The organism is Streptomyces albus subsp. albus (assembly GCF_000725885.1).
In the GTDB taxonomy this organism is placed as follows: Bacteria; Actinomycetota; Actinomycetes; order Streptomycetales; family Streptomycetaceae; genus Streptomyces; species Streptomyces albus.
The window spans coordinates 349,996-371,680 of sequence record NZ_JODR01000001.1; the positions used below are offsets into that span (position 1 = coordinate 349,996).

Annotated in this window: 26 protein-coding genes; 6 read left to right on the plus strand and 20 right to left on the minus strand. The window is 70.6% G+C overall.

Annotated elements, in window-relative coordinates:
* The first annotated feature begins 227 nt into the window (after window positions 1-227).
* The 5 genes from IO40_RS0101485 to IO40_RS0101510 all read left to right on the plus strand — a co-directional run bounded on the left by IO40_RS0101485 (window position 228) and on the right by IO40_RS0101510 (window position 4,106).
* The gene (locus IO40_RS0101485; protein ID WP_031174685.1) at window positions 228-1,439 is read left to right on the plus strand and encodes a helix-turn-helix domain-containing protein; all 1,212 of its coding nucleotides are present in this window, start codon (window positions 228-230) and stop codon (window positions 1,437-1,439) included.
* Window positions 1,440-1,534: 95 nt separating this feature from the next.
* A complete protein-coding gene (locus IO40_RS0101490) occupies window positions 1,535-2,011 on the plus strand; it encodes a recombinase family protein (RefSeq protein WP_031174686.1) in 477 nt (158 codons plus the stop codon).
* An 11-nt stretch (window positions 2,012-2,022) separates the two neighbouring features.
* Entirely contained in the window at window positions 2,023-2,388 is a 366-nt protein-coding gene (locus tag IO40_RS0101495) for a hypothetical protein (RefSeq protein ID WP_234336508.1), read from the plus strand.
* A gap of 398 nt (window positions 2,389-2,786) precedes the next feature.
* Window positions 2,787-2,927 carry a hypothetical protein gene (locus IO40_RS37445; protein WP_157846425.1) on the plus strand — a complete coding sequence of 47 codons (141 nt, stop codon included), beginning with the start codon at window positions 2,787-2,789 and terminating at the stop codon, window positions 2,925-2,927.
* Window positions 2,928-4,106, plus strand: a complete 1,179-nt coding sequence (locus IO40_RS0101510) for a methyltransferase domain-containing protein (protein ID WP_031174689.1) — start codon at window positions 2,928-2,930, stop codon at window positions 4,104-4,106. It begins immediately after the preceding gene.
* A 137-nt stretch (window positions 4,107-4,243) separates the two neighbouring features.
* Here IO40_RS0101510 and IO40_RS0101515 read toward each other — a convergent pair whose 3' ends face one another.
* From IO40_RS0101515 to IO40_RS0101610, 20 genes are all read right to left on the minus strand, one after another.
* Window positions 4,244-4,546 (minus strand): hypothetical protein, encoded by a 303-nt coding sequence (locus tag IO40_RS0101515; protein ID WP_031174690.1) that lies wholly within the window; start codon window positions 4,544-4,546, stop codon window positions 4,244-4,246.
* Window positions 4,543-4,782, minus strand: a complete 240-nt coding sequence (locus IO40_RS0101520; protein ID WP_031174691.1) for a hypothetical protein — start codon at window positions 4,780-4,782, stop codon at window positions 4,543-4,545. Before IO40_RS0101520 ends, IO40_RS0101515 begins: the two co-directional genes overlap by 4 nt.
* Before the next feature lie 43 nt (window positions 4,783-4,825).
* A complete protein-coding gene (locus IO40_RS0101525) occupies window positions 4,826-5,710 on the minus strand; it encodes a glycoside hydrolase family 25 protein (RefSeq protein ID WP_031174692.1) in 885 nt (294 codons plus the stop codon).
* Between the two features lie 70 nt (window positions 5,711-5,780).
* Window positions 5,781-7,814, minus strand: coding sequence for a glycosyl hydrolase family 28-related protein (locus IO40_RS34635; protein ID WP_051719219.1), 2,034 nt, complete (start codon window positions 7,812-7,814; stop codon window positions 5,781-5,783).
* Between the two features lie 12 nt (window positions 7,815-7,826).
* Window positions 7,827-8,597, minus strand: a complete 771-nt coding sequence (locus tag IO40_RS34640) for a hypothetical protein (protein WP_051719218.1) — start codon at window positions 8,595-8,597, stop codon at window positions 7,827-7,829.
* Window positions 8,597-9,703: a hypothetical protein gene (locus tag IO40_RS0101540; RefSeq protein WP_031174695.1), complete on the minus strand. Its 1,107-nt coding sequence runs from the start codon at window positions 9,701-9,703 to the stop codon at window positions 8,597-8,599. The genes IO40_RS34640 and IO40_RS0101540 overlap by 1 nt, the downstream gene beginning before the upstream one ends.
* 17 nt (window positions 9,704-9,720) lie before the next feature.
* Window positions 9,721-10,698 carry a hypothetical protein gene (locus tag IO40_RS0101545; protein WP_031174696.1) on the minus strand — a complete coding sequence of 326 codons (978 nt, stop codon included), beginning with the start codon at window positions 10,696-10,698 and terminating at the stop codon, window positions 9,721-9,723.
* Window positions 10,699-10,711: 13 nt separating this feature from the next.
* Entirely contained in the window at window positions 10,712-11,587 is an 876-nt protein-coding gene (locus tag IO40_RS0101550) for a phage distal tail protein (protein WP_234336507.1), read from the minus strand.
* The gene (locus IO40_RS0101555; RefSeq protein WP_037653448.1) at window positions 11,584-14,055 is read right to left on the minus strand and encodes a phage tail tape measure protein; all 2,472 of its coding nucleotides are present in this window, start codon (window positions 14,053-14,055) and stop codon (window positions 11,584-11,586) included. The genes IO40_RS0101550 and IO40_RS0101555 overlap by 4 nt, the downstream gene beginning before the upstream one ends.
* A gap of 237 nt (window positions 14,056-14,292) precedes the next feature.
* Window positions 14,293-14,739 carry a hypothetical protein gene (locus IO40_RS0101565; protein WP_031174699.1) on the minus strand — a complete coding sequence of 149 codons (447 nt, stop codon included), beginning with the start codon at window positions 14,737-14,739 and terminating at the stop codon, window positions 14,293-14,295.
* Window positions 14,736-15,194, minus strand: a complete 459-nt coding sequence (locus tag IO40_RS0101570) for a phage tail tube protein (RefSeq protein ID WP_031174700.1) — start codon at window positions 15,192-15,194, stop codon at window positions 14,736-14,738. Before IO40_RS0101570 ends, IO40_RS0101565 begins: the two co-directional genes overlap by 4 nt.
* A 69-nt stretch (window positions 15,195-15,263) precedes the next feature.
* Window positions 15,264-15,677 (minus strand): minor capsid protein, encoded by a 414-nt coding sequence (locus IO40_RS34645; protein WP_041968376.1) that lies wholly within the window; start codon window positions 15,675-15,677, stop codon window positions 15,264-15,266.
* Window positions 15,674-16,024 (minus strand): hypothetical protein, encoded by a 351-nt coding sequence (locus IO40_RS0101580; protein WP_031174702.1) that lies wholly within the window; start codon window positions 16,022-16,024, stop codon window positions 15,674-15,676. The genes IO40_RS34645 and IO40_RS0101580 overlap by 4 nt, the downstream gene beginning before the upstream one ends.
* Window positions 16,021-16,338, minus strand: coding sequence for a hypothetical protein (locus IO40_RS0101585; RefSeq protein WP_031174703.1), 318 nt, complete (start codon window positions 16,336-16,338; stop codon window positions 16,021-16,023). The genes IO40_RS0101580 and IO40_RS0101585 overlap by 4 nt, the downstream gene beginning before the upstream one ends.
* Window positions 16,335-16,724, minus strand: a complete 390-nt coding sequence (locus IO40_RS0101590; RefSeq protein ID WP_031174704.1) for a hypothetical protein — start codon at window positions 16,722-16,724, stop codon at window positions 16,335-16,337. Before IO40_RS0101590 ends, IO40_RS0101585 begins: the two co-directional genes overlap by 4 nt.
* Window positions 16,725-16,727: 3 nt before the next feature.
* Window positions 16,728-16,973 carry a hypothetical protein gene (locus IO40_RS32975; RefSeq protein ID WP_033228191.1) on the minus strand — a complete coding sequence of 82 codons (246 nt, stop codon included), beginning with the start codon at window positions 16,971-16,973 and terminating at the stop codon, window positions 16,728-16,730.
* A 141-nt stretch (window positions 16,974-17,114) separates the two neighbouring features.
* Window positions 17,115-17,969 (minus strand): N4-gp56 family major capsid protein, encoded by an 855-nt coding sequence (locus IO40_RS0101600; protein ID WP_031174705.1) that lies wholly within the window; start codon window positions 17,967-17,969, stop codon window positions 17,115-17,117.
* A 66-nt stretch (window positions 17,970-18,035) separates the two neighbouring features.
* Entirely contained in the window at window positions 18,036-18,725 is a 690-nt protein-coding gene (locus IO40_RS0101605) for a hypothetical protein (protein ID WP_051719217.1), read from the minus strand.
* Between the two features lie 313 nt (window positions 18,726-19,038).
* Window positions 19,039-19,209 (minus strand): Rmf/CrpP fold protein, encoded by a 171-nt coding sequence (locus IO40_RS39590; RefSeq protein ID WP_304954420.1) that lies wholly within the window; start codon window positions 19,207-19,209, stop codon window positions 19,039-19,041.
* Between the two features lie 3 nt (window positions 19,210-19,212).
* Window positions 19,213-21,429: a phage minor capsid protein gene (locus IO40_RS0101610; protein WP_031174707.1), complete on the minus strand. Its 2,217-nt coding sequence runs from the start codon at window positions 21,427-21,429 to the stop codon at window positions 19,213-19,215.
* Window positions 21,430-21,537: 108 nt separating this feature from the next.
* On the opposite strand from IO40_RS0101610, the gene IO40_RS37450 reads away from it, so the two are divergent.
* Window positions 21,538-21,684 (plus strand): hypothetical protein, encoded by a 147-nt coding sequence (locus IO40_RS37450; RefSeq protein ID WP_157846426.1) that lies wholly within the window; start codon window positions 21,538-21,540, stop codon window positions 21,682-21,684.
* Window position 21,685 lies beyond the last annotated feature (1 nt).

A 21,685-nucleotide genomic window follows, 5' to 3' on the forward strand; every position in this document is an offset into this window, starting at 1 on the left:
CGGCTGGATGCGCGACGACCTCCTGGCCACCACGATGATGAGCGTCGGCGCCTTCATCTGCGGCAGTGCATCTAAAGGGGCCTCACCGCCCGGGTTCGCAACGCGGCACGTAAACGCCCCCGACGGCCCGCCCAGTCGGGGGCGTTCTACGTTCGCCGGACGGCTCGCATGGGCACGTGCCTACCATCGAAAGTGGAGGGCCAGACCCGAACCGCAGAGGTGGACTTGTGACCAACTGGGCAGACCTGACGACCGGCAAGCGCATCAAGCACCTACGAGGGTCCGACCTCACGCAGCAGGGTCTAGCGGAAGCTGCGGGCGTCTCGTACGCGCTCATCCAGAAGGCCGAGCAGGATCGGGGCGAACTGTCCGTCGGTTCCCTGCTCAAGCTCGCCGCCGCGCTCCGTACCGACGTGGCCGTGATCCTCGGACAGCAGGCACCGCGCCGCGGCATGGACCGCGACAGCCGGACCGCGCTCCGACAGCTGTCCGACGCTGTGCACGAGAGCGCGCTCGGCGAGTGGGGAGACCTTGACGAACCGAGCAGTGTCGACGACCTCGCCCGCGCGCGCGACCTCGCGTGGGCCGCGTACTGGGACAGCAACACGCCCCGCGTGGCGACCCTCGCCTCGCAGGTGCTCATGGAAGGGCAGATGCGGTACTCGGCGGCGACCGGCGACGAACGCGACCGCCTGGCGCCGATCCTCGCCAGCACGTACCGCGTCGCAGCCTCGACCGCGAACGGCTTCGGACACCGGGACCTTGCCCTGTCCGCGCTCACGTCCGCGAAGCTACTCGCGAAGCGGGCCGGCGACCCCGTCATGGGCGCGCTGCTGGAGTCCACCCTGTCGTGGATCTACCTCCGCGGCGCGAAGATGCCGCGGGCTGTCTCTGTCGCGGAGCGCGCCGCCCTCGCGATCGAGCCGTCGTTCAGCCGGCCGTCCCAGCCGGAACTACTCGCGTACGGTCGGCTGATGATCTCGGCTGCCGTGGCGGCGTCGAGGCGTGAGGACAAGAGCGCGGCCGACGACTACATTTCGCAGGCGCACGCCGCCGCGGCGAGACTCGGCACCGACGTGAAGCTGTACGGAACGTCGTTCGGGCCGACGGCGGCGAAGACGGAAGCGGTCGGGATTCACGTCGCGCTGAAGAACTACGGGCGGGCGCTCCAACTCGCCGGGCAGCCGGACATGCAGCGTCTACCGGCGAGCATGTCGAAGGTGGCGCGGAACCGGTACAAGCTCGATGTTGCCCTCGCGCAGTGCTCGGCTGGCCTGTACGACAAGGCGGCTGACACGCTGGTCGAGGTCGGCCTCGATGCGCCGGAGTGGGTGAGGCATCAGGCGTTGCCAGGGGTGATCGGGCAGCGGATCGCGAAGGTGTCGACGGCGAGGGTGCGGAACATCAGCGAGTTGATCGGCGTCCCGTTGATCGCATGACGCCTACGGAGCGTAGGAGTTCACCGCACACCGAGTGAGTCCACTCCTACGCTCTGTCTCTTCACCATGAGTGATCGCGGCACCACTATTGGCGCATGGTCAGCACTGAGAGCGGATCAAAGCAGGGGTCAACTCCGGTTCGCAGGACAGAAGGCGAGCGGAAGCGGCGGCAGGCGCTCGCCGACGGCGCCACCGGCATCATGCCGGGCGAGGCCAACGCGCCGAAGGGCGTCGACCGCTTCCGTGTCGTGATCTACCTGTGTGCCGCCGCGAACACCAGCCTCACCGCACCGCGCCGGGAGTGCACCGAGTACGCCGCCGCGTTCGGCTGGGAAGTCGCCGACGTGATCGAGGACCGGTTCGGCCTGCTCCCGCCTGACGGGCGCGACGGCCTCGCGCGAGCCCTCGACATGATCGAGGCGAAGGAAGCCGGCGCCGTCCTCACCCCGTGGCGGTCGATGATCTCGACGGTGCCGCAGGAGTACGACGAGGTCGCCCGCGACGTAGAGAAGCGCGGCGGGTTCCTTCACGTGATGGACTCCGACCGGCCCCGCCGTCGCCTGCCATGCTGAGCGCGGCGGCCATGCTGGAAAACGTCACCGCGGGTTTCTGGTGCGAGTGGTGGTACTACGACTCGACCGCGCCGGACCCGCGCCACGTACAAGCCTTGCCCGTTGCCGCGCCGCAGAACGCGTTGCGGTGGGCCCGGGTCGGACTCGGCGTCATCGCGTCGGCCCTCGACGAACCGGCGTCGTCGTACGCGTTCGACTGGCTGGGCTCGGACCCGCGGCAGGCCGAGCAGCAGCTCGCCCGCGGGGAGCCGTTCACATTCACCGTGACGTGCCGCGAGACGCGGTTCGAGTGGACGGCCCGCCCGGCCACGTTCCTGCCACTGATCGGCGGCATACCTCGCCCGCACGGCGCCCGCGGGGGTGCGCCGTGGGAGTGAAGCCAATGGAGCTGTGGGCCCGCTTCACGTTCGAGCGTGGATCGTGCCACCGGTGCGAGCGTACGGGGCTGCCTGTGGCGGAGCTGGGCACGATGGAGGCCCGGGGCCTGACAGTGCCGTTCCGGGCCTGTCACTGGTGCATCTTCCGTATCGAGCAACTGCATTGGGTCGAGGCCGAGCGGGCTCGACTGCGTGCCGGTGGGCCCCTGCCGGAGCAGCAGGCGCGCCCCCATCCTAAGCGGCGGGCGTTGTGCGTGCCCGGAATCCCGCTGCGCATCGGGCGTCTGCTCAAGGCGTCCGCCTAGTCTCCGCCTCTGCCGGGCTCGACGTAGGGTCGCCCGGTCGAGGCGGGTTGCAAGAAGCACCACCAGGAGCACGACCTACAGGGAGGTAGGAACGTGGAAGCTCAGCCGTGGATCATCAGTGCCGACGAGGGGAACCCGCAGGACGACAGCGACAGCGGCAACAAGCACGGCGGCGGCGGTTCGGACGAGGGCGGCAACACCTCGGACGGCTCCGGCCCGGCGGACGGCAACTGAGTGAGCACCCAGGAAGTGAAGGAGGCCGGCCCCGCAGGGCTGGCCTCCGGCCTGATCGAAAAGGGCGCCCTCGTCTCTGACTGGCTGCCCGCGTTCAAGGCTGTGCCGCGTGATCTGTTCGTACCCGACCGGCTGTGGCCGGGTACGGCCGGAGGGAACCGGCAAGGCGACCTCGTCGACCGGAACACAGACCCGGCGCGGTGGTGGGGGCTGGTCTACAGCGACCGGCCGCTCACGACGCAATGGGACGACGGCGCGCACAGCGGCGACGGCAAGGGCCGGTCGCCGACCTCGAGTAACAGCATGCCCACGATGGTGTTCTCGATGCTGCGCGAGCTCAGTGTCGAGCGTGGGTGCCGCGTGCTCGAAATCGGCACCGGCACGGGCTGGAACGCGGCGCTGCTTGCGTACCGGCTCGGGCCCGACAACGTCGTGACGGTCGAGGTCGATCCGGTCGTCGCGGAGGAGGCACGGCATCGGCTCGACGCGGTCGACCTGCTGCCCGTGTCCGTCGTCGGCGACGGTGCGCAGGGCTACCCGGACGGGGCGCCGTACGACCGGATCATCGCGACGTGTGGCCTGTCGCGGGTGCCATACGCATGGGTCCAGCAGGCGAGGCCCGGCTCGGTGATCGTCGCCCCGTGGGGCCCGCCGTATGGCGGGCAGGGCGTCGTACGGCTGACAGTGGACGAGGACGGTACGGCATCCGGTCCGCTGGTGATGTCGTCGGCGTTTATGCGGCTACGCGACCAGCGCGACCGGTTCCCGCCGACGGCGTCGTTCCCGGGCGCCGAGCAGTGGCCGGCCGACGGCGAACGGCGCACGTCGACACTGTCGCCCGACGACATGGGGGCGTGGTTCCACATGTTCACGCTCGGTGTGCAGCTGCCGGACGTGTTCTGTCGCGTCGAGTGGGGCGAGGGCAGCGCGTACCGGCTGTGGCTGCTGGAGATGTCCGGCCGCTCGTGGGCGACGGCGGACTACGCGGACGGCCGGAGCGAGTACGAGGTCGTCGAGTACGGGCCGCGGCGGTTGTGGGCTGAGGCTGAGGCCGTCATGTCTTGGTGGCGCGAGCAGGGCGAGCCGCGGTTCGAGCGGTACGGCCTGACAGTGACGCCGCAGGGCCAACACGTGTGGCTCGACCGGCCCGACAACTTGGTACCCGTGCGGGTGCCGTAGAGCTTCGCCGCGTCCCGTTCCCCCGTGCGGGACGGGCGAAGAGCAGGGCCCCCGGTGGGCGCAAGCTGGGGGCCCTGCGTGAACGCAGAAAGCGCCCCCACCGGCCGCTGTAGGCCGCGTGGGGGCGCTTTCTGGCGTCACTTGACGAGCTGCCACATGGAGAGGATGAGGCCGCACAGGGCGACCAGCGCGGCCACGGACGGCAGGGGCCACCGGCCGCGTTCGAGGGCGTCGAGACGCTGCTCGGTGCGCCTCTGGCGGTCGGTCTCGCCACGCTCAACCGCGTCGAGACGCTGCTCCTGGTCAGCTAGCCGTTGCTCGGTCTGGTCGCTGCGCTGCACGAGCAGGGCGAGGGACCCGTCGACGCGAGCGAGCCCGACCTCGACAGCGGCGCGCAGCCTCTCAAGCTCGACCGCTACTTCGGTCGGGGAATCGGTCACGGTCGGTCGGCTCCCTCGCCGACCGGGCCGAGGCCGAGTCCGATGCGGTCGAGCAGGGCCTCAACGGACGGGAGCGCCATCACGCGGGCGAGGCCGCCCGCGACGGCGAGGGCGCCCGCGACCCACGGCAGGGACTCGGGTATGCCGGCCGCGTCGATGATGGCGGGCAGGGCGACGGCGAACGCCACCACCCCTTGCAGGATCGTGCGCACGGTGCGCTTCGCGGCGTCACTCATGGTGGTGCCTCTCTTCGTGAAGTGGGGGACGAGCCACCGGTTCTCAGGCGTCGTCGCGGTCGGGGACTAGCCGGACCGTCACGGACTCGATGGCGGCCTCGATGCGGGCAACCAGCGCGTCAACGTCGACCGCCGCGTCGCGGGAGGCGAGGGCCTTCGCGAGTTCGGTCACGGCGGCGGCCTGGGCGTCGAGCTTCGCGAGGATCTTCGTCGAGTTGTCGGCGGCGAGGTGGGCGTACGCGTAGCCGGACCCGAGCGCGGTGCGGACGCTGATCTCGCCGTCCTGCAACCCCTTCTGCTTCGGGAACGTCTTCGGAACCCATGCGCCGAGCTTCACGGCGTCGTCGAGCTTCATCTCGTCTTCCTCCTGGTGCTGGGCGCCGCCGGCCCACGCGCGCAGCGCGGCGCGGTCGGCGAACTGGCCGATGTTGGTGTCGATGGGGCGGTCGGTGTACTGGTGGAACAGCCACTTGGCCTGTACGCCGGGTTGGCCCGCGCTCACTCCGTAGTGCGCGATCCACAGCGCGTCGCCCGCCTGCGAGGTGGTGTCCCGGCGGCGCCAGTAGTCGACGTTGCAGTACAGGCCGACGCGGTGCGTCTCCCCCCGGAGCTTCTTGACCTCGGCGATGAACTGGTCCTTGTCCGCGCAGCTCACGCGCGGGTCTTCCCAGTCGGCCCACAGCGGGTCGCCCTCGACGCTGGCGGCCTGCTCGACGAAGTACGCGGCTTGGGCCTTCATGTCGCCGGGGCGTAGGAAGTGGTAGAAGCCGGTGACCAGCCCGGCGGCGCGGGCCCGCTGCGCCTGGGCGCGCATCTTGGGGTTCGTGTAGCTGGTGCCCTCGGTGGCCTTCACGAACACGAAGTCGAGGCCCTTCGTGCTGTAGGTGGTCGGCTGGTACGACGACACGTCGATGCCGCGCACGGTCATGGTGCTGCTCCTTGGGCATGAAGAAACGCCCTCGGCGCGGTGCCGGGGCGTGCGGTCGGAACGTGCGGGGCTACGCGGGCGGCGTGATCGTCGGGTCGTTGCCGTAGCTGACGGTGCCCTTGGGGACCGAGGCGCCGCGCCCGCCCGTGATCCGGTTCAGCGTCACGTTGGCGTGCGAGGTGCCGCCGCTCGTGACGTTGATGCCGAACGTCGCGCCGGCGTTCGCCGCCCGGATGAAGTTCCCGTTGATTTGCGTTGCGTCGCCGTCGGACCGGATGCCGTCGCCGCTGTAACCGCTGATTATGTTGTTCGAAATGATCACGCCGCCGGCCTGTTTCGCGCCGGATGAGGTCTGAACCTCGATGGCGCCGTACCCGCTGCCGCCTACGTTGTTGAGCACGTTGCCAGTGATCAGTACGCCGTCGGACTTGGTCTTGCCGGACGTGACCATGATCCCGGACCGGTAGCCGGAGCGGTTGGTGCCGCCGATGGTGTTGTCGGCGATGATCGAGTCGTACCAGTCGTACGCGTGCACGCCGTAGACAAGCGTGTCAGCGATCGTGTTGCCGTGCACGGTGATGCGCCGGTAGACGTTGCTGGTGTTGCTGGCGTGCGAGCCGACCAGCGCGCCCCACGGGCCGCACACGTCCGAGGGGCCCGTGTAGCAGCCGGTGATGATGATGTCCCGCGAATGGGTGCCGTCGTACGGCAACCCGCCTTCCAGCCCAGCGGCGCCGAGTGCGGCGTCGATCTGGATTGCCTCGGTGGTCTGCGGGCTGTCGGGCTTGGGGACGCTGCCCTCGAACCGGCAGTGCGCCACCGTCGCGTTGCTGATCGCGTTGAGCTCGATGGCGTGGTTGTTGGGCTGGTTGATCACGCGCACGTGGTCGAGGGTGATCCGTTCGGCGTGGGCGAAGGCGAACATGTTCCCGCTGCCGGTCTTGGCCGGGGCGTTGCCGTCCCAGGTGCCGCCCGAGACCCGGATGGTGCCGTGCCCGGAGTAGCCGGCGTGTTCCTCGGTGCCGTCGAAGTTCTGCACCAGCCGCGCCGAGAGGTTGAGTCCGCGGCGGATCACGGCCCCCTCGTCGGCGGCGATCGTGACGCCGTCTTGCACGTACAGGCACGGCGCCGGCCACTCGCCGCGGGCCGAGTCCATCAGGTACACACCGGCCGGTACCCGGACGGTGCCGCCGCCGGCCGCGGCGGCGGCGTCGAGCGCGGCCCGGAACGCTGGGGCGTCATCGGTGGCGCCGTCCCCGGCCGCGCCGAACGCGCGCACGTCGAAGTGCGTGCTGCCGCTGCTGATCGGCGGAATCTGCGTGGAAGGGACCTTGCCGGAGGCGTCGAGGGAGGCCACGCCGCCGGGTGTGCCCTGCGCTGTGGTGGGGATGGCGCCCACGTCAGCCGCGGTGTAGGTGGGCCGCTGTGCGGCGGCGAGGGTGCCCGTGTCGTCGAGCTGGGCGACGCCGCCCGGTGACCCCGGGGCGGTGTCCGGCACGGCGCCTACGTCGGCTGCGTTGAGGATGATGTCGGGGCCCAAGTCGCCGTTCACGCTGTTCACGCTGCCGTCACCTGGGTCGCCCTTCGGCCCTTGCGGGCCCTCGGGCCCCTGGGGCCCCTGGGGACCTTCCGGTCCCTGGGGGCCTGCGGGCCCGGGCGGGCCGACGAGCGAGTCGAGCCACTGCACGGGCGTACCGACGAAACCCTCGGCGACCGCGATCTCGTAGGCGCTCGCGCCGCGTACGTAGTTCGGCTTGCTCGGGTCGGTCGGGGCCACGTCCGCGAGGTCGACCTCCGGGTCGTCCTGCGGGAGCAGGAGAGAGTACGAGCGGTTCGACGCCACCCCTTCGAGGGCTTCCGTCACGGTGTACGTCCAGTCGACCGGGTCCATGCCCGGGGCGTCGGTCGCCGGCAGGACCACGGAGACAGCGCCCGAGGCGTCGAGCGGTGCCTCGACGGGGCCGGCGAGCATCACGTCGGCCCCGCCGAAGGTGAGCAGCGCGGGGGCCCTGAACGTCACCTTTCCCTTGAGCGGGTCGCCGTTCGGTCGCAGGTAGCGGGCGGTGACGGTCACGGACGGGATGGACTCAGGCAGCGATGCCAAGAGCGGGTCTCCTTACGGGGCGGCGGAGGTGGGCGGTGCGGGGGCGAGGGCGGACGGCGCCTCGTCAGCGGCGAAGGTGTTCCGCGTGTAGGCCGACAACACGGTCGTCTCGACGGTGCCGGCGCCCCTGGTGCGGTGGTCGATGCGCCAGGTCACGTAGTCGAGGTATTCGAGACCGACCAGCGGATAGGTCACCTCGCGCAGTGTCGAGGTGTCCGCGGCGGCGTCGTACTCGGCGAGGATGCGCTCGACGCCGTCGGGCGGGGTCATCACGACGCGCACCTGTCCGCCGCCTGCGCCCGCGTAGGTGACCAGCCGCAGGTATGCGACCGCATTGTGCACGGGCCCGGCGCCCCGCCAGCCGATCAGATAGCCGGTGGAGCTGGTGACTTGGGCGCTGGTCGGGTACAGCGGGACGGGCATCCACGGGCGGCCCAGGAACCCGGGCGCGTGCGCGTCGTCCATCAGGATGATGTGTCCGTCGCGGCTCCATATGCGGATCATCTGAGCGTCGGTGCCGCTCTCGTCTCCCACGGTCAGCGCGCGGGTCCCGTCGTCGCGGCCTATGCCGACGCCCCAGTCACCGTCGGGCGTCTCCCCGACGATGAACGTCCGGTACCCGTCGGGGGTCTCGGCTTTGAGCTGTCCGCCTCGGCCGATCACCACGTCACCAGCGGTTACGGAGTCGAGAGCGGGCCGGATCTGCGACCGGCCCCGGATGGTGCGCACTTCCCGCTCCAGCTTCGCGATGCGGTCGAGCAGGTCACGCGGGACGGCGGCCATCAAGGCACCTCCAGATACAGCTTTGCCGTCTCGGGCCGGCCCCGTTCGGGCGGGCTGACGGACATGCCGACGACGCGATACCGGGCGCTGAGCGTGTCCGGGTGCCACAAGTCGCGGATACGGACGCGGACGGTCGCCCCGACGAGCGCAGGGCTGACCACTCCCCCGAGCAGCACCTCGATTTCGGGTATCTGACCGGGACGGCGGGATGCGGCGAGATCGGCCCGCGCGTGGCCGTCGAGGATGCTCTGATCCTCAACAGTGGTGTAGTCGCTGGTGCCATCGAGCCGCGGCCACCCGGTTGCGATGTCCTGCTCGGCGACCAGCAGGGGGGAGGTGAGCGGGACGCTGTCCTCGGTCTGGTTGCGGTTGATGCTCGCGCCCCGTGTCTGCCACGTGGTAGCCATCTCGGTGGCGTCCATGGGCCAGGCGTAGGACAGGACCGGTCCCGGATGGTCGAGCACCACGTCGGCCGCGCCGGTGTGTAGCACCGGGTAGCCGAGCTGGAGCCGCCGGGCGCGGGTGCGGTCGTCGGCCCGGTAGCTCGCGATGCGCCACTCGAAACCGTCTTCCGCGGCGGCGAGTTCGTCGAGCAGGTCGCCGATGGTGTGGAGGTCGTAGCGGCTGTACGCGCGGTCCCGCAGCACTCCAGACAGCCCGGGGTCGGCCACGATGCCCAGGTCACCGCCGGGGGCGGACTGGGCATAGGCGAGCAGGTCGCGCGCTATGTCGAGCTGGTCGCGGCCGGTCACGGCGTAGTCGTCGTGCAGCAGCCGGCGGTAGAGGTAGGACTCCCAGCCGCCGGCCTGGATCTCCGCGCCAAGGAAGCCGCGGGCGTCGGACGAGAGGTTGAGGGTCCACAGGATGCCGCCCCACCAGATGTCGGGCCCGCGCTCGACCCATACGCCAGTGCGGCCCGGGGTGAGCGCCTGCCGCGCCCGCGCGGCGAGCCGGGCGTTCGGGATCGGCACGGTGCCACGCATGCTGCCGGTCTTGCCGATGTAGTCGTCGAGACTGAGACCCTGCACGGGCAGGGAGTCGACGAGCCGGTCGGTCATCAGGTCGCACAGCAACAGCCGGTAGGCGGTTGAGGGGGTCGGGATCACGTAGGCCCCCTCTCGGGTCACTGCACGTAGGTCGCTGAGACGCGCATGTTGTGGCCCTTGGCGAGCACGATGTTCGGCGACCACGTGCGGAGGTAGATCTGTCCGTCGGACTCGACGCGGGCGCTGCCGTCGCCGTAGCCGTCCGTCGCGATGGCCTCGACGCTGAACGGCGGACGCCACCCGCCCGGAAGCGAACCGATGAACGTGTCGGGCAAGTTGGTCTTGTCGACGAGATCGCCGCCCGTGCGCTCCAAGTACACGGAGAACGTCACGACACCGCTCCTGCGGCGGGCGGCGAACGTGTTGATCTTCCATCCCGTGCCGACGGCGAAACCCGAGGTGGTGCTCTCGGCGGGGATCTCCGGCGGCCGGTAGGTGCGCCAGGCCGTACCGTCCCACCGTTCCAGCACGCCGGCGCGGTCCCTGTACTGGCCGTCGTAGGTGCCGGCGCCCTCACTGCGCGGGTGCGGGGTGATCCCGCCGACGGCGACCGTGTACCGGCGCCGGTCGGTCAGGGCCGACGCCCAGTCGATGCCGCCCGTCGAGGATGACGCGCCGGCCCGTACACGCACGTCCCACAGCGGGAGCGAGGCGGGCGGCAGCGGCGGCGCCGTCGGGGCGCCGGACGCCTCACCCTGCACGATCTCGACCACGGCAAGGGTCTTGCCCTCGGTGTCGTACATGCCGTCGTAGATGCGCAGGATGACGGTGTCGATCCGGTCGAGCGCGTCACCCGGGGCGAGGGTGACCAGCTCGGGCGCGTCCAGCGCGACGGGGTACGGGCCCTGGGCGGTGGTGCCCTGGACCACGGCCCGGCCGATACCGATGCGCACGGACATGGCGCCGGCCGGTGTGGCGACCAGCGGGGAGCCGCCCGGGATCACGCCGCTGCGGCTGGTGAGCTCTGCGGCGGGGGTCACCGTGCCGACGGGCGCGAGGCGAGTCTCCTCTCGGGTCTGCCCGGTGGGCAGCAGCCATGCGGCGCGCACGGTCATGAGAAAGGGCTCCTTACCAGTAGGCGGACCGGTAGCGGACGGTCACGGACGCGGCAGGGGTGCCGGTGCCGCGCAGTACGAGGGCCGTCTCGCCCGGGGGAAAGGTGAACGTGGCCTCGGGCACGCTGCGGGCGGTCGCCGCATAGAGCCTGCTTGCGGTGCCGTTGAGCGTGGCCGTGCCGGCGAGGGTGTCGACGACGAGCAGGTCGTCGGAGTCGAGCGGGAGGTCGTATTCGAGGGCGTCACCGCTGTTGATGTTGGTGAGCGAGGGGCGCGCCATCGGCCCCCGGAACTCGATCACGGGGTGCGTGCTGGCGGTCCCCCCGTTGGTGACGGTGAGGGCGCCGGACTCCCCGGGCGCCCCCCAATCGAGCGGCCAGGCCAGCGGCCAGGCGAGGCCCGGCTCGGGCGAGGGCAGCCCGGCGCTCGCGGTCTGCTCGTCGAGCGCGTACCGGCGCGGGTCCGTCGCCTCCCACTCGACCGCGCCGTCGACCACGGTGCCGGTGTTGTAGCCCTTGCCGACGGGCAGGTCGCGGCGCGTGCAGCGGGCCCAGCACAGCAGCGGCCCCCGCTCATCCAGCCAGATCACGAGCGGCAGCTCGTCGACCACGGGAACCGTGCCCGATTCGAGCGCGCCGACGACGGCGCCCAGCTCGGCCGCGCGCCCGCGCACGACCAGCCCGTCAAGGCCGATCGTGCGCGACTGCGCCAGCAGCGTGCCAGGGAGCGCGCCGTGCGCGTCCGGGCGCTGAACCGTGCCCGAATCAAGCGCGGGGAGTTCGCCCCAGCCGGTCAGCTTGGCCCACCGGTAGGGTGTGCCGCGGCCGAGCAGCAGGCCGCCGTACTGAACCTGTCCGCGTCGGGTGACAAGGTCCCCGAGCACTGTCACCCCCTCGCCTTCGCGGCCCACGCGAGTGCTCTTGCGTTGTCCTCCGGGCTCCCGTTCTCTGCGGCGTGCCAGTGCTCGACGTGCACCATCGGGCCGGCCTGCCCGCCCGCGGGGCCGGGGCCCCACGCTTGCGCGGCAGGCGTCCCGGCGAGCTGCATGCGCGGGACCGGCGGAGGAGTCACCAGCGACCGCATTGCGGAGTCCAGCGGCCCCCGGCCGGACTCGATGCCCCGGACGATGCCCGCAGGAATCCACCGGCCCACCGATTGCGCCATCACGCGCGAGGGCGAGTGAATACCGAGCGCTTTCGCGATCGGCCCAGGGATCATGTTCTTCGCGAACGAAATCAATTTACTCTTGAGCCAAGATCCCATGGACTTGATTCCGGACAGCAGGCCCCGGATCACGTCCTTGCCCTTCCCGATAAGCAGGTTCTTCGTGTCGCCGACGGCGCGCACGAGACGGTCAGGAAGTCCGCGAGCCCAGTCGACCGCCTCGCGGAATTTGCGCACCAGCCAGTCTTTGAAAGCCTTACCGGCGCGCGCTGCCACATCGGACAGCTTCTTTGCCAGCGGTCCGACTTTCTCGGCCAACCACGAAGGAATATTCGTAAACCAGTCGATCAGGCCGCGCCACTTCGATTTCGTCTTGTCCACGGCCCACTGCCACCCATCGGCGATGAGCTGGCCCACGAACTTGAGAGCCATTTTCAGCGTGGCTTTGAGCAGTTGGAGGGCGCCTTTGACGACGGCGATCAGCATGCCCCACATGCCGCCCGTCACGTCCTTGATGCCCTGCCACACCTTGCCCCAGTCGCCAGATATCAGACCGGTGACAATCTCGATGATGCCTTTAATGTACTGCATCGCAGCGGACACATATTCGCCGATGGCGCCCCAGACGACACGGGCGATTTCCATGATGCTGTCACCGTGCTTAGTCCACGTCTCGTCAATGAGAGTGACGACATCTTGGATTATCTGTGCGACCTGTCCGAGTGCTTCGCCGACCTTTTCGCCGAGGCCGCCTTTGGAGCCTTCGCCCGAGAAAGCTGCGCTGATCTTCCCGAAGACGCCTTGCAGCTTCTCAAGGTGGGGGGCGATCTCCTCCCAGAATTCCCCCAGCTTCTTGCCGATGCCTGAGAAAGCGCCGCCGAAGTTCTGCCGGAATTTTTCAAGAGCGGGCAGGACTTTGCCGCCCAGGAATTCCACGAATCCCTGTTGAAGGGTCCGTTTGAACTTCTCGACCTTCGTGCCCGCGTTGTCCCGCAGCGAGTTACCCATCTTGTCGGCAGCGCCGCCGACTTTCCCGAGCGCGTCAGCAGCCGACGACGGGTCAAGCGCCATAAGCGCTTTCTGTGTGTCCTCCGACTTGGTGCCGAAGAGCGTCAGGGCGAGCGTTGACCGCTCGGTCGGGTCTTTGATTTTCCGGAGGCCGTCGAAGACCTTATCGAGCGCTTCTTTCGCCTTCGGGCCACCCTTGGAAAAAACCCGCTGCATTTCTTCGCCGGACAGGCCGATCGCGGCAAACGCCTTGTTCGCCTCGTCGCCACCGCCCTGCGCGATCAGGACGAACTCTTTCAGCGAGTCGGCGACAACATCGGTATCGCGCGCACCGGCTTTGAGGCCCTGCGACATGAGCCCGGTCGCGGTCTTGGCGTCGATACCGAGCTGACGGAACTGAGTGGAATACTCGTTGAACGTGTCCATCAGGTCGTCAGCGCGCGGCCCCATTTTCTGCATGCCGCGCGTCATCACGTCCAACGCCTCGTCTGCGTTGGGCGCGAGTTTCGTTTTCATGATCTGACCGACAGCATTAGCGGTCTGCCCGAGATCCAGATCGAACGTCGACGCCAAATCCGAGACCTTAGTCGAAATGGATTCGATCTGAGCGTTCGTCGCGCCAGGCGGGAGCAGACCCGAGCGCATCGTCGCGGAAATCGCGTCCGCAGCGCCCTGGAAGTCCTCCGTGACGGCGTTCGCGTACATGGAACCGGCGATCTCGCCGTACTTCTTCGCCTCGGCGGGGGTGGCGCCGAGCTGGGCGCCCAGACGGCCCACGATGCGGGACTGGTCCAGCGCCTCACCCATGGCCATGACCAGTGCGGCGCCGGCCGCCGCGCCCAGCGCAGCAGCACCCCCGGCCACAGCGGCCTTCATGCCCTGGAGCCGGCCGCCGATCTTCTCGCCGGCGCCCGCAGTGCCATCGGCGGCACCGTCGCCGAGCGCGGCGCCCCCCTCATGGCCGGCCGCGGCGAACTGCCCGTCGAGGCCGGACAGGGCACTGTCGGCGCCGCGCGACACACCGTCGCCGAGCTGCTGCCCCGCCGCGCGGCCCGCGCGCGCGGCCTCCTCGCCCATCTGTTGGCCGGCCGTGCGTACGCGGCCCTCGGCTCGGGTGAGACCGGACGACATGCCCTCGTCGTCGACGGTCACAAGCGCGGTGAGCTCTCCCACAGTCAGCGCCACGGGCACGCACCCCCTATGCAGTTGTGGTTGTGCGGCTCGCCTACGCGGTGAGCCGGGCGATCTCGTTCGGGTCGGTCACGTGCCGCGGCGTCGAGCGCCACGCGCGCGCGAACCGGGACTCGGGCGGCAGGGAGCCGAGCAGCACCAGGAACCGGCGCAGGCTGAGGGCCGCGAGCTGGTCGGCGCTGAGGTGGTGGACGGCGGACAGGTCACCCTCAACCGCAGCCCAGTGACGGACTACCGCCGACCAGAACTCTTCCGCTTCCTGTTCCTGTTGCCGCTCCGCGGCCGTGGGGCTTTTCCCGGGCCGTCCTGCTCGTCGTATAGGCGGCGGGCGCGCTCCAACGACATCGAGCCGGGCACGGACGTGTTGGCGATCGCCCAGGCGAGGACGATGCCCATATGCCGGTCATCGACGTTCCGACGGATCAGCTCATCGACCAGCCCGGACGGCAGCAGCGCGCCAAGCAGGCTCTGAATGTCTTCGGGGTCGGCGGACTCGCGCACGCGGTGCATCTGCACCTGAATGAGGGCCGGGAGCCGCGACGGGAGCCGCCATTCGCGGCCGAACATGCGGAACGGCATACCGTCGTGTCTCGGTTCGATCCGTTCCTCGGCCCAGAAGGCATCCCAGTCGGCCGTATCCGGCCGCTCGTCGTGCTCCTGGTCGTGCAGCTCGCTCACTGCGCCACCACCGCGACCTTCGACGGGGCGCCGCACCGGGTGATCGTGACACCCCAGGACGTTTTCGCGTTGTGCTCGCCGCCGACCTCGCCAGGGGTGGCCGTCGCCTCCCACACCGTCCACTCGGTCTGGTCCTTGTGCCGGTAGCGGAAGCGGTTCCGGCTCGCTTCGCCGACACCGGTGGTCCACACGGTGTCGACGTACTGCTGTGCCGGGTCCTGCGCTCCCGTGGTCGCCGAGTACAGCCCGGTGAGCTCGATCGTGGCGCCGCGCTGCATGATGTCTTGCTCGTACTGGCCGTCGCTGTCGTTCGTGGTGGTGTCGGCGACCTCTTCGTTCTCACCGCGGTTGAGCGTCCAACTGTTGACCTTGGTGAGCGTCAGCCACGTCTCGGTGGCAGCGTCCTCGTCCTCGACCTCGAAAATCCAGTCGCGGGCGCTGATGGGGCGTCCCATGGGTGTCCTCCTGTGGGCATGCGTGGGCGCCCCACAGGCGGGGCGCTGCGGGGTGTTGCGGGTGGTGTCCTACGCGCGGTGCGTGGCGAGCACGTCGTACTCGACGGAGACGCGTACGACGTGCTCGTGCCGGCCGGTGCCGTCCGGGCCCATTGGCGAGGGCGTCGTCGCAGTGCAGATGATCACGGGCGTGCCGTCCGGTAGGACGGTGTCCGACAGCCCGTTCACCGCGTCGTACATGTCGTACGCGCGGGCGTAGGACACGCGCGGGTCTGTCGTACCGCGCACGCGCACCTGCACGAGGATGGCGTCGTACGCGATTGCGGCGTTCTGCGGGCCCGCGTCGTACGCGGTGAGCGACACGGCCTGGTCGGGCGTCGGGGGCATGGTGCCGACGAACGTGTCACCGGCCGTGCCGGTCTCGTCGTACGACAGCAGGCCGAGCGATTCGAGCAGCAGCGCGAGGCCGTGTACGACGCTCACCGCAGGGCCCGCCGAACTTGGGCAGCGATGATCTGCTGCATGGTCGCGGCCTCCTCGTTCAACGGCTGTTCGAGGTACTTGGGGCCTCGGCCGGCGTCGTGCCGAAGCGTCATGTCCTCGTGCTGCCGCACGGCGTACGGGGTGTCGTACGCCACGGCGCCCGTGAGCTGCTGCTCGTCGACCGTCGCCGTGCCGGACCGTTCGAGGGTGCCCTCCTCGATGGGGACGCGGGCCCGCGAGACCTGTAGCAGGTGCTCGACCGCGAGGCGCACGCCCCGGGCCGCGCCCGCGTGCGCGCGGCCCTCCACAGCCTGTGTGTTCCACCGGATACGGGCATGCTGTGTCACTCGCACATCACCTCGACGGATTCGGGCACGGGCAGTCCGGGCGCGGAGTGATGGGCGACGGTGAGCGCGCGCGTGATCCGGCCGGACGGCAGGGTGAGGCGGGACTCGGCTGGGCAGTCGAGATCCGGCTCGGCGATGATCTGCGCTGTAGAGGTGACCTCGCGGCCCTCACGGTCGCGGACGGTGCGCACCGTCTCGGCGACCAGGGCGCGCACCGTGACCGGGGGCCCGTACGTCGGCCCGTACGCGGAATCGCCGAGATACGGCTCGACAGCCACCGTGTGCCGCAGCAGCCACCCGGGGACGCCGGTCACCAGATCACCCCCGGCAGCAGACCGGCCCGCCGAAGCGCACGGTGCGCGCGGGGGGCGAGGTCCACATCGCCCGCGGCCGTCGGCCCGTCCTTACGGCCGGACAGGGACACGGGCCCAATGGAGACGCTGTCCCACCGGCCGGCCGCCCCGGTGCCGTCGTCGCCCGTGGCGAGCTGGTACTCGACCTGCGCGCACGTGGCGTTGGCGAGGGCCTGCACGACGGCCGGGTCGGTGGGCATGCCCGTCTCGTCGGTGCGGTAGACGGCTGACAGGAGCGCGTCGTCCACGTCCTCACTGGCGCGGGCGAGCAGCCGCTCGGCGCCGGGCGGGGCCGGCTGCCCGGTCCACGCCGCGAGCTGTTCGGGGGTGGCGTAGACACGGGGCACCGGTCATCCCTCCTTGGGCCTGCTCCGGGCACGCCCGGCCGTCTTGGCGTCGTCGGCCGTCTTGGCGTGCTGCTCCGGTGACGGCCGGGTCGGCGTGGCGTCGCCAGCGACGGGCTCGACGGTGTAGCCCTTCCGCAGGAAGTACGCGACGGCGTTCTCGTCGTCGGTCTCAGCTGTGCCACCAGCGAAACGGACGCCGGCGACCACACCTGAGAAGTCCGTGACCGGGGACGTGATCGTGTGCAACATGGTCGCCCCCTCAGCCCTTGGCCTTGCCCTGCGGACGCCTGCCGGCCTTCCCGCCCGACGGGCCAGCCGTCGGCCCGGAGGACGCCGCGGGGGACGCAGCCGGGCCGGTCGGCGTCTCCTGGTGATAGCGGCGCAGCATCATCACGCCCCTCCCTCGGTGGCGAGGGTGCCAACGCACACGCCCTCGTCGTCCAGCCGCTTCACCGCGTAGTGCACGTTCGTGGTGATCACGGTCGTGCGCTTGAGGATGTCGCGGTCGGTCTCCACGATCGGTCGACGCTTGTAGAGCAGGCCGAGCGAGTTGGTCTTGAGCATGAGGAACGTGCCCGCGGCGAGACGGTCGGTGACTACGACCGGAATCCCGGCCATGGCACCGATGGTGCCCGTGGTGACGGGGATCGAGGTCCCGAGCTTGGCCGCGTCGGTGAACTGGTTGTCGTCCCACACCTGCGTGCGCTGCGCGCTGTTGATGAAGATGCCCGCGAAGTCGGACGGATCGAACTCGTCGCCGAACATGGCGGCGGCGTGGTTGATCACCTTCCACGACAGGGCGGTCTCGGTGGCGGTGTACCGGTAGGGGGTGCCGCCGCCCTGTGCGGTCTCGTCGGCCTGTGCCTGGGCGATCAGGTCGGCGTCGACCTTGCGGGCGGCGAGGATGCCGAACTGCCGCTGCGCCTCGCCGCGCGGGTCGCCGAGCGCGGTCAACAGGGCCTTGTCGGTGATCTCGACAGCCTTGCCGGCTTCCTTGATGGTGGCCGAGCTGCTGCTCTGCCCCATCACGGACGTGCCCATGGGCACGGCCTCGGTCAGCTCGTCGAGGTCGCCGAGGCGCCCCCACTTCGGGAAGTTGATTGTGTCGCCGGGCTGTCCTTCGAGAGTGCTGTCGGTGAGGACGGCGGACGAGCCGCCCACGCGCACGGCCCCCTTGAACTTTGCCTGTGCCATGTCGGCCCACACCTCGGGGACGATCAGGTTCGCGGCCTTCGTCTCGGCCATGACGGTTACTCCTCACTGAGTGCCGGCGCGTTGCCGGGCGGTCGGGGTGCCCGGCGGGCGGCCGGGTCAGGAACCGGCGGCGAGGCGCCGGTACGTGTCGGGGTCGGACTGGTACAGCTCGGCCCGCGCCGCATAGTCCATGGCGGCGAACTGCGCGGGCGTGACGCCCTCGGACGGGGGCCCGGAGAACTCCGCCCCGCCGCGTGCCGGTCCGGCCGGCTGCCGCTGGGCGGCGAGTCGGGGGTTCGCCTCGACGGCGGCGGTAATCGCCGCGGCGATGGCGTCGGTGTCGGCCGGCTCGAGGTCGGCGACGGCGGCGGCGAACTGGCGGGAGTCGAGCAGCGCGTCGGGGTCGCCGCCTGCCTCCCGAGCGGTCCGGTAGACGGCGAGCTCGACGGCCGTCTGTCGGGCCCTGGCCTGCTCGGCGGCGAGCTGCTGCGCGAGCTGGTCGGGGTCCGGCGGGGTGTCGTCGTCGACGATGCCGAGCGCCTTGCCGATCTGCTGCGCGAGCTCAGCGCGGGCCTCGTCGGCGGCACGCTGCTTGGCGGTGACGCGTGACTTGCCCGCTTCCTTGCGAGCGTTGGCGAGCTCGGCCTCAAGGCGGGCGATCTGTGCGGCGGTGTCCTCGCTCTGCTGCTGCCGCTCACTGGACGGCTGCGCGGCGGGCGGGGCGGATATCGGCGCGGTGGTCGGGTCCTGCCCGCCCTCGCTGGCCGGGGCGCCCTGCTGGCCGGAGGTGCCGTTGTCGTCGCTCATGGTGCCCTCCTGGGGCTGGTCGGCCCGCTCCTGGCGGGCGTGTGGGCATAGCAGAAAGGGCCCGCACCTGGCGGGCCCGGCGTACATTGCTGATATGAGCCAATATGCGAGGCAGGTTGCCGGGCGGTGTCGCAGGTGTTCCGCCGGGCTGGTCCAAGAGATCAGAGAGTTTCGTACGTGGGGCCCGGATGTGATCAAAAAGCCGATCGGTGACCCGCACTGTCCCTCGTGCACGGTGGCCGAGTTGGAGGAGTTCGACAGGCAGAACCAGCCTGAATAGAGGCGGAGCGTCCGCCGGGGCCTTGCGGCCTGGCTATTCGGTGGGCTTCTGCCGGGCGAGTGGTCGAGTCTCTGCGTAGCCGCGAACCCACGCGCGGCGCAGGATCGAGCCGGACGGGTGCGGGCAGGTGGTCGGGCGGTCGCCGCGGCGGCCTGCCTCGCGGCCGGCGGTCACGGCCCGGACGATGTCCTCACGCGTCCCCACGGGCTACCTCCGGTTCTGGTGCTCGGCCTCATTCTGCCGGGCCCGCTCGGCGGCTGCCGACCGTATGCCGGTCGCCTTCTCGATGAACTCGGCTTGCGTCATACGTCCGTTGCGGGCCCACCACTCTTTGAGCTCGTCGGACGCGCGGGTGTAGGCGATCCTCGCCGGCCCCGAGAACAGGGTCGCCGGGTCGACGCCGTCGGCCTCGGCCCGCTTGTTGAGCAGGTAGCCGCGGCACGCCTCCTCGGCCTTGAGGTACTGGTCGTACACGTACTCGTCGTACAGGGCGCGGGCCTCGCGGCGCGTAATACGCCGCTCCTCGGGCTCCTGGTCGGAGGCGTCGGACGTGTGCGACAGGGCGTCGGACACGTCCGACCACGCGTCGTCGTCGGCGAGCCGTCCCCACTCCTCCGGGTCCGGCGCCGGGCGCACCGCTGCATCGAGCGCGTCACGGTCGGCCAGCAGGTCGACCACGGCATCGCCCGTGTCCGACGCGGCCGGCATAGGCACCGCGTCGCGGTGATCCATCTCGGCAGCGATCCGGGCGAGCTCGCCCTCGTCGGCGTACTGCATGCACCACGCGAGATCGTCGTCGGACACGTCCGACAGATCGTCGGCCAGCCGTCCGCCCGGGAAGTGCCGGGCGAGCATGTCGCGCCGGCGGGCCTCGGCCGCGAGATCCGCCAGCGTGCCAGGGTCGGCAGCGCGGGCCCGCGTGGCGAGGTCGGCATCGGACAGACGCGCCAGCTCGGGCCGCACACCGGGCAGGCGCGCGGCTAGGTCGCGCCGGTCCATCTCCGCCATGACGGCCAGGAGATCCCGCTCGTTGTCGAGCAGGGGCACGGCACGGGCGAGCTCGTCGTCGCCGTACGCGGTGAGGTCACCGCGGCGCACGTCGCCCTGTACCCGGTCGCGTAGCTGCTCGCGGTCGCGCCGGTCGGCCTCGGCCTCGATCCGGGAGCGGGCCCGGTCGTCGAGTGTGCCGCTGCGCATGGCGGCGGCGAGCTGGTCGTCGCTCATCTCCCGCACGCTCGCGTCGTCGCCCGACCAGACACGGGCGGCGTCAACCTGCTCGGGCGTCGTCTCGCGGCGCGGCTTCGGCAAGTTCGAGGCTCCGGGCTGTTCGCGCGCCCGCAGGCGTCGTAGGTCGGGGTGCGCGGCGAGGTGGTCGCGCTGCGCCTTCTGCCACTGCCGCACCTTCGCGCGGGCGGCGCGCTGCGCCTCCGGGGAGACGGCGGCGGCCTCCCGACGCTTCCATTTGCGGATGTTCCGCTCGATGGCGCGCTGCCGCTGCCCGGCCTCGTACCCGGCAGGGTCGCTCTCGGCCTGCTCGACGACTGTCAGACCCGGGGTGTATGCGGACACGCTGTGCCGGCAGTTCGGGTGCTGGAGCCCTGCGTGGCGCGCCTCGTCGAGGCTGCCCGCTACCCGCACCGGCACCATGCGGCCGTCCTCGGTGGCGTGCTCGGCCTCGACGGTGCGCTCACCGGTCGGCCCGTCCAGCGCGAGTACGCGGCCCTCCCACGGGCGGCACAGCGGGCACTCGCGCGGCGCGTTCGACACGATGACCAGCCCTACACCGGCCTCGGTCAGCGTGCGCGTGTGCGCCTCGGTCGCGGCCCTGGCGGTCGCCGTGCGTACGGCCATCTCGGCGTATGACGTGAGCTGCCAGCGTCGGCCCGCACGGTCAGTGAAACCGGAGATGCCTCGGTCCGCGAAGCGCTGCATGGCGTTCTGCGTGGCCTGGCGGCGGGTGGCGATGCCGAGTGACACGTCGCCGACGACGGTCGACACGATGTCGCGGAAGCCATCGAGTACGGCGCGCAGAATGCTGCGGTGCGTCGCCGTGAGGCGGTCGACCGTCTCTTGTGCGATGCGGTCGACGGCCTGCGCCTGCGGGGTGACCTCGTCGACCAGCCGTCGGGCGTCGTCGTCGAGGGCGCCCAGCTCAGCCATGCCCGCGCGGTGCCCGACGTTGTAGGCGTCGGCGACCGCGTCGAACACGTCAAGCGTGACGGCGCGGCCGAGCTCGTCGACAACGGCTTGAGACGACCGGCGCAACGCCTGTACGGCGGCGAGCTTCCGCTCGGCCCACCCGGGCGCGTCGAGACCGGCCGCGAGCTGGCGGGCGATGATGCCGAGTAGCCGCTCCTCGGCGCCCGCGTACAGATCGCGCGTCCGCTCCGCGAGGGGTTCGACCATGCCCGGGTGAATCGGCATCGACGTACCTCCTTCGTGTGAAGTACGTCGCGCAACCCCCGCGCTGACCTGCGGTGATAATCCCGTGTCACGTAGCACGCCAACGCGCGGTTGAGCGATGGTGCCCGCATGAAACTGGATCTCGCGGTGCCGGTCGCCGTCGGTGTGCTGTGCCTGGTCGTTGTCGGTTTGGTCGCGGTCGTGATGCTGGGACGGAACGGGGAGAGACGGGAACGTGCCGAGCGTGTGCTCCGCATCCTTTTCCGTGCCGAGTAGT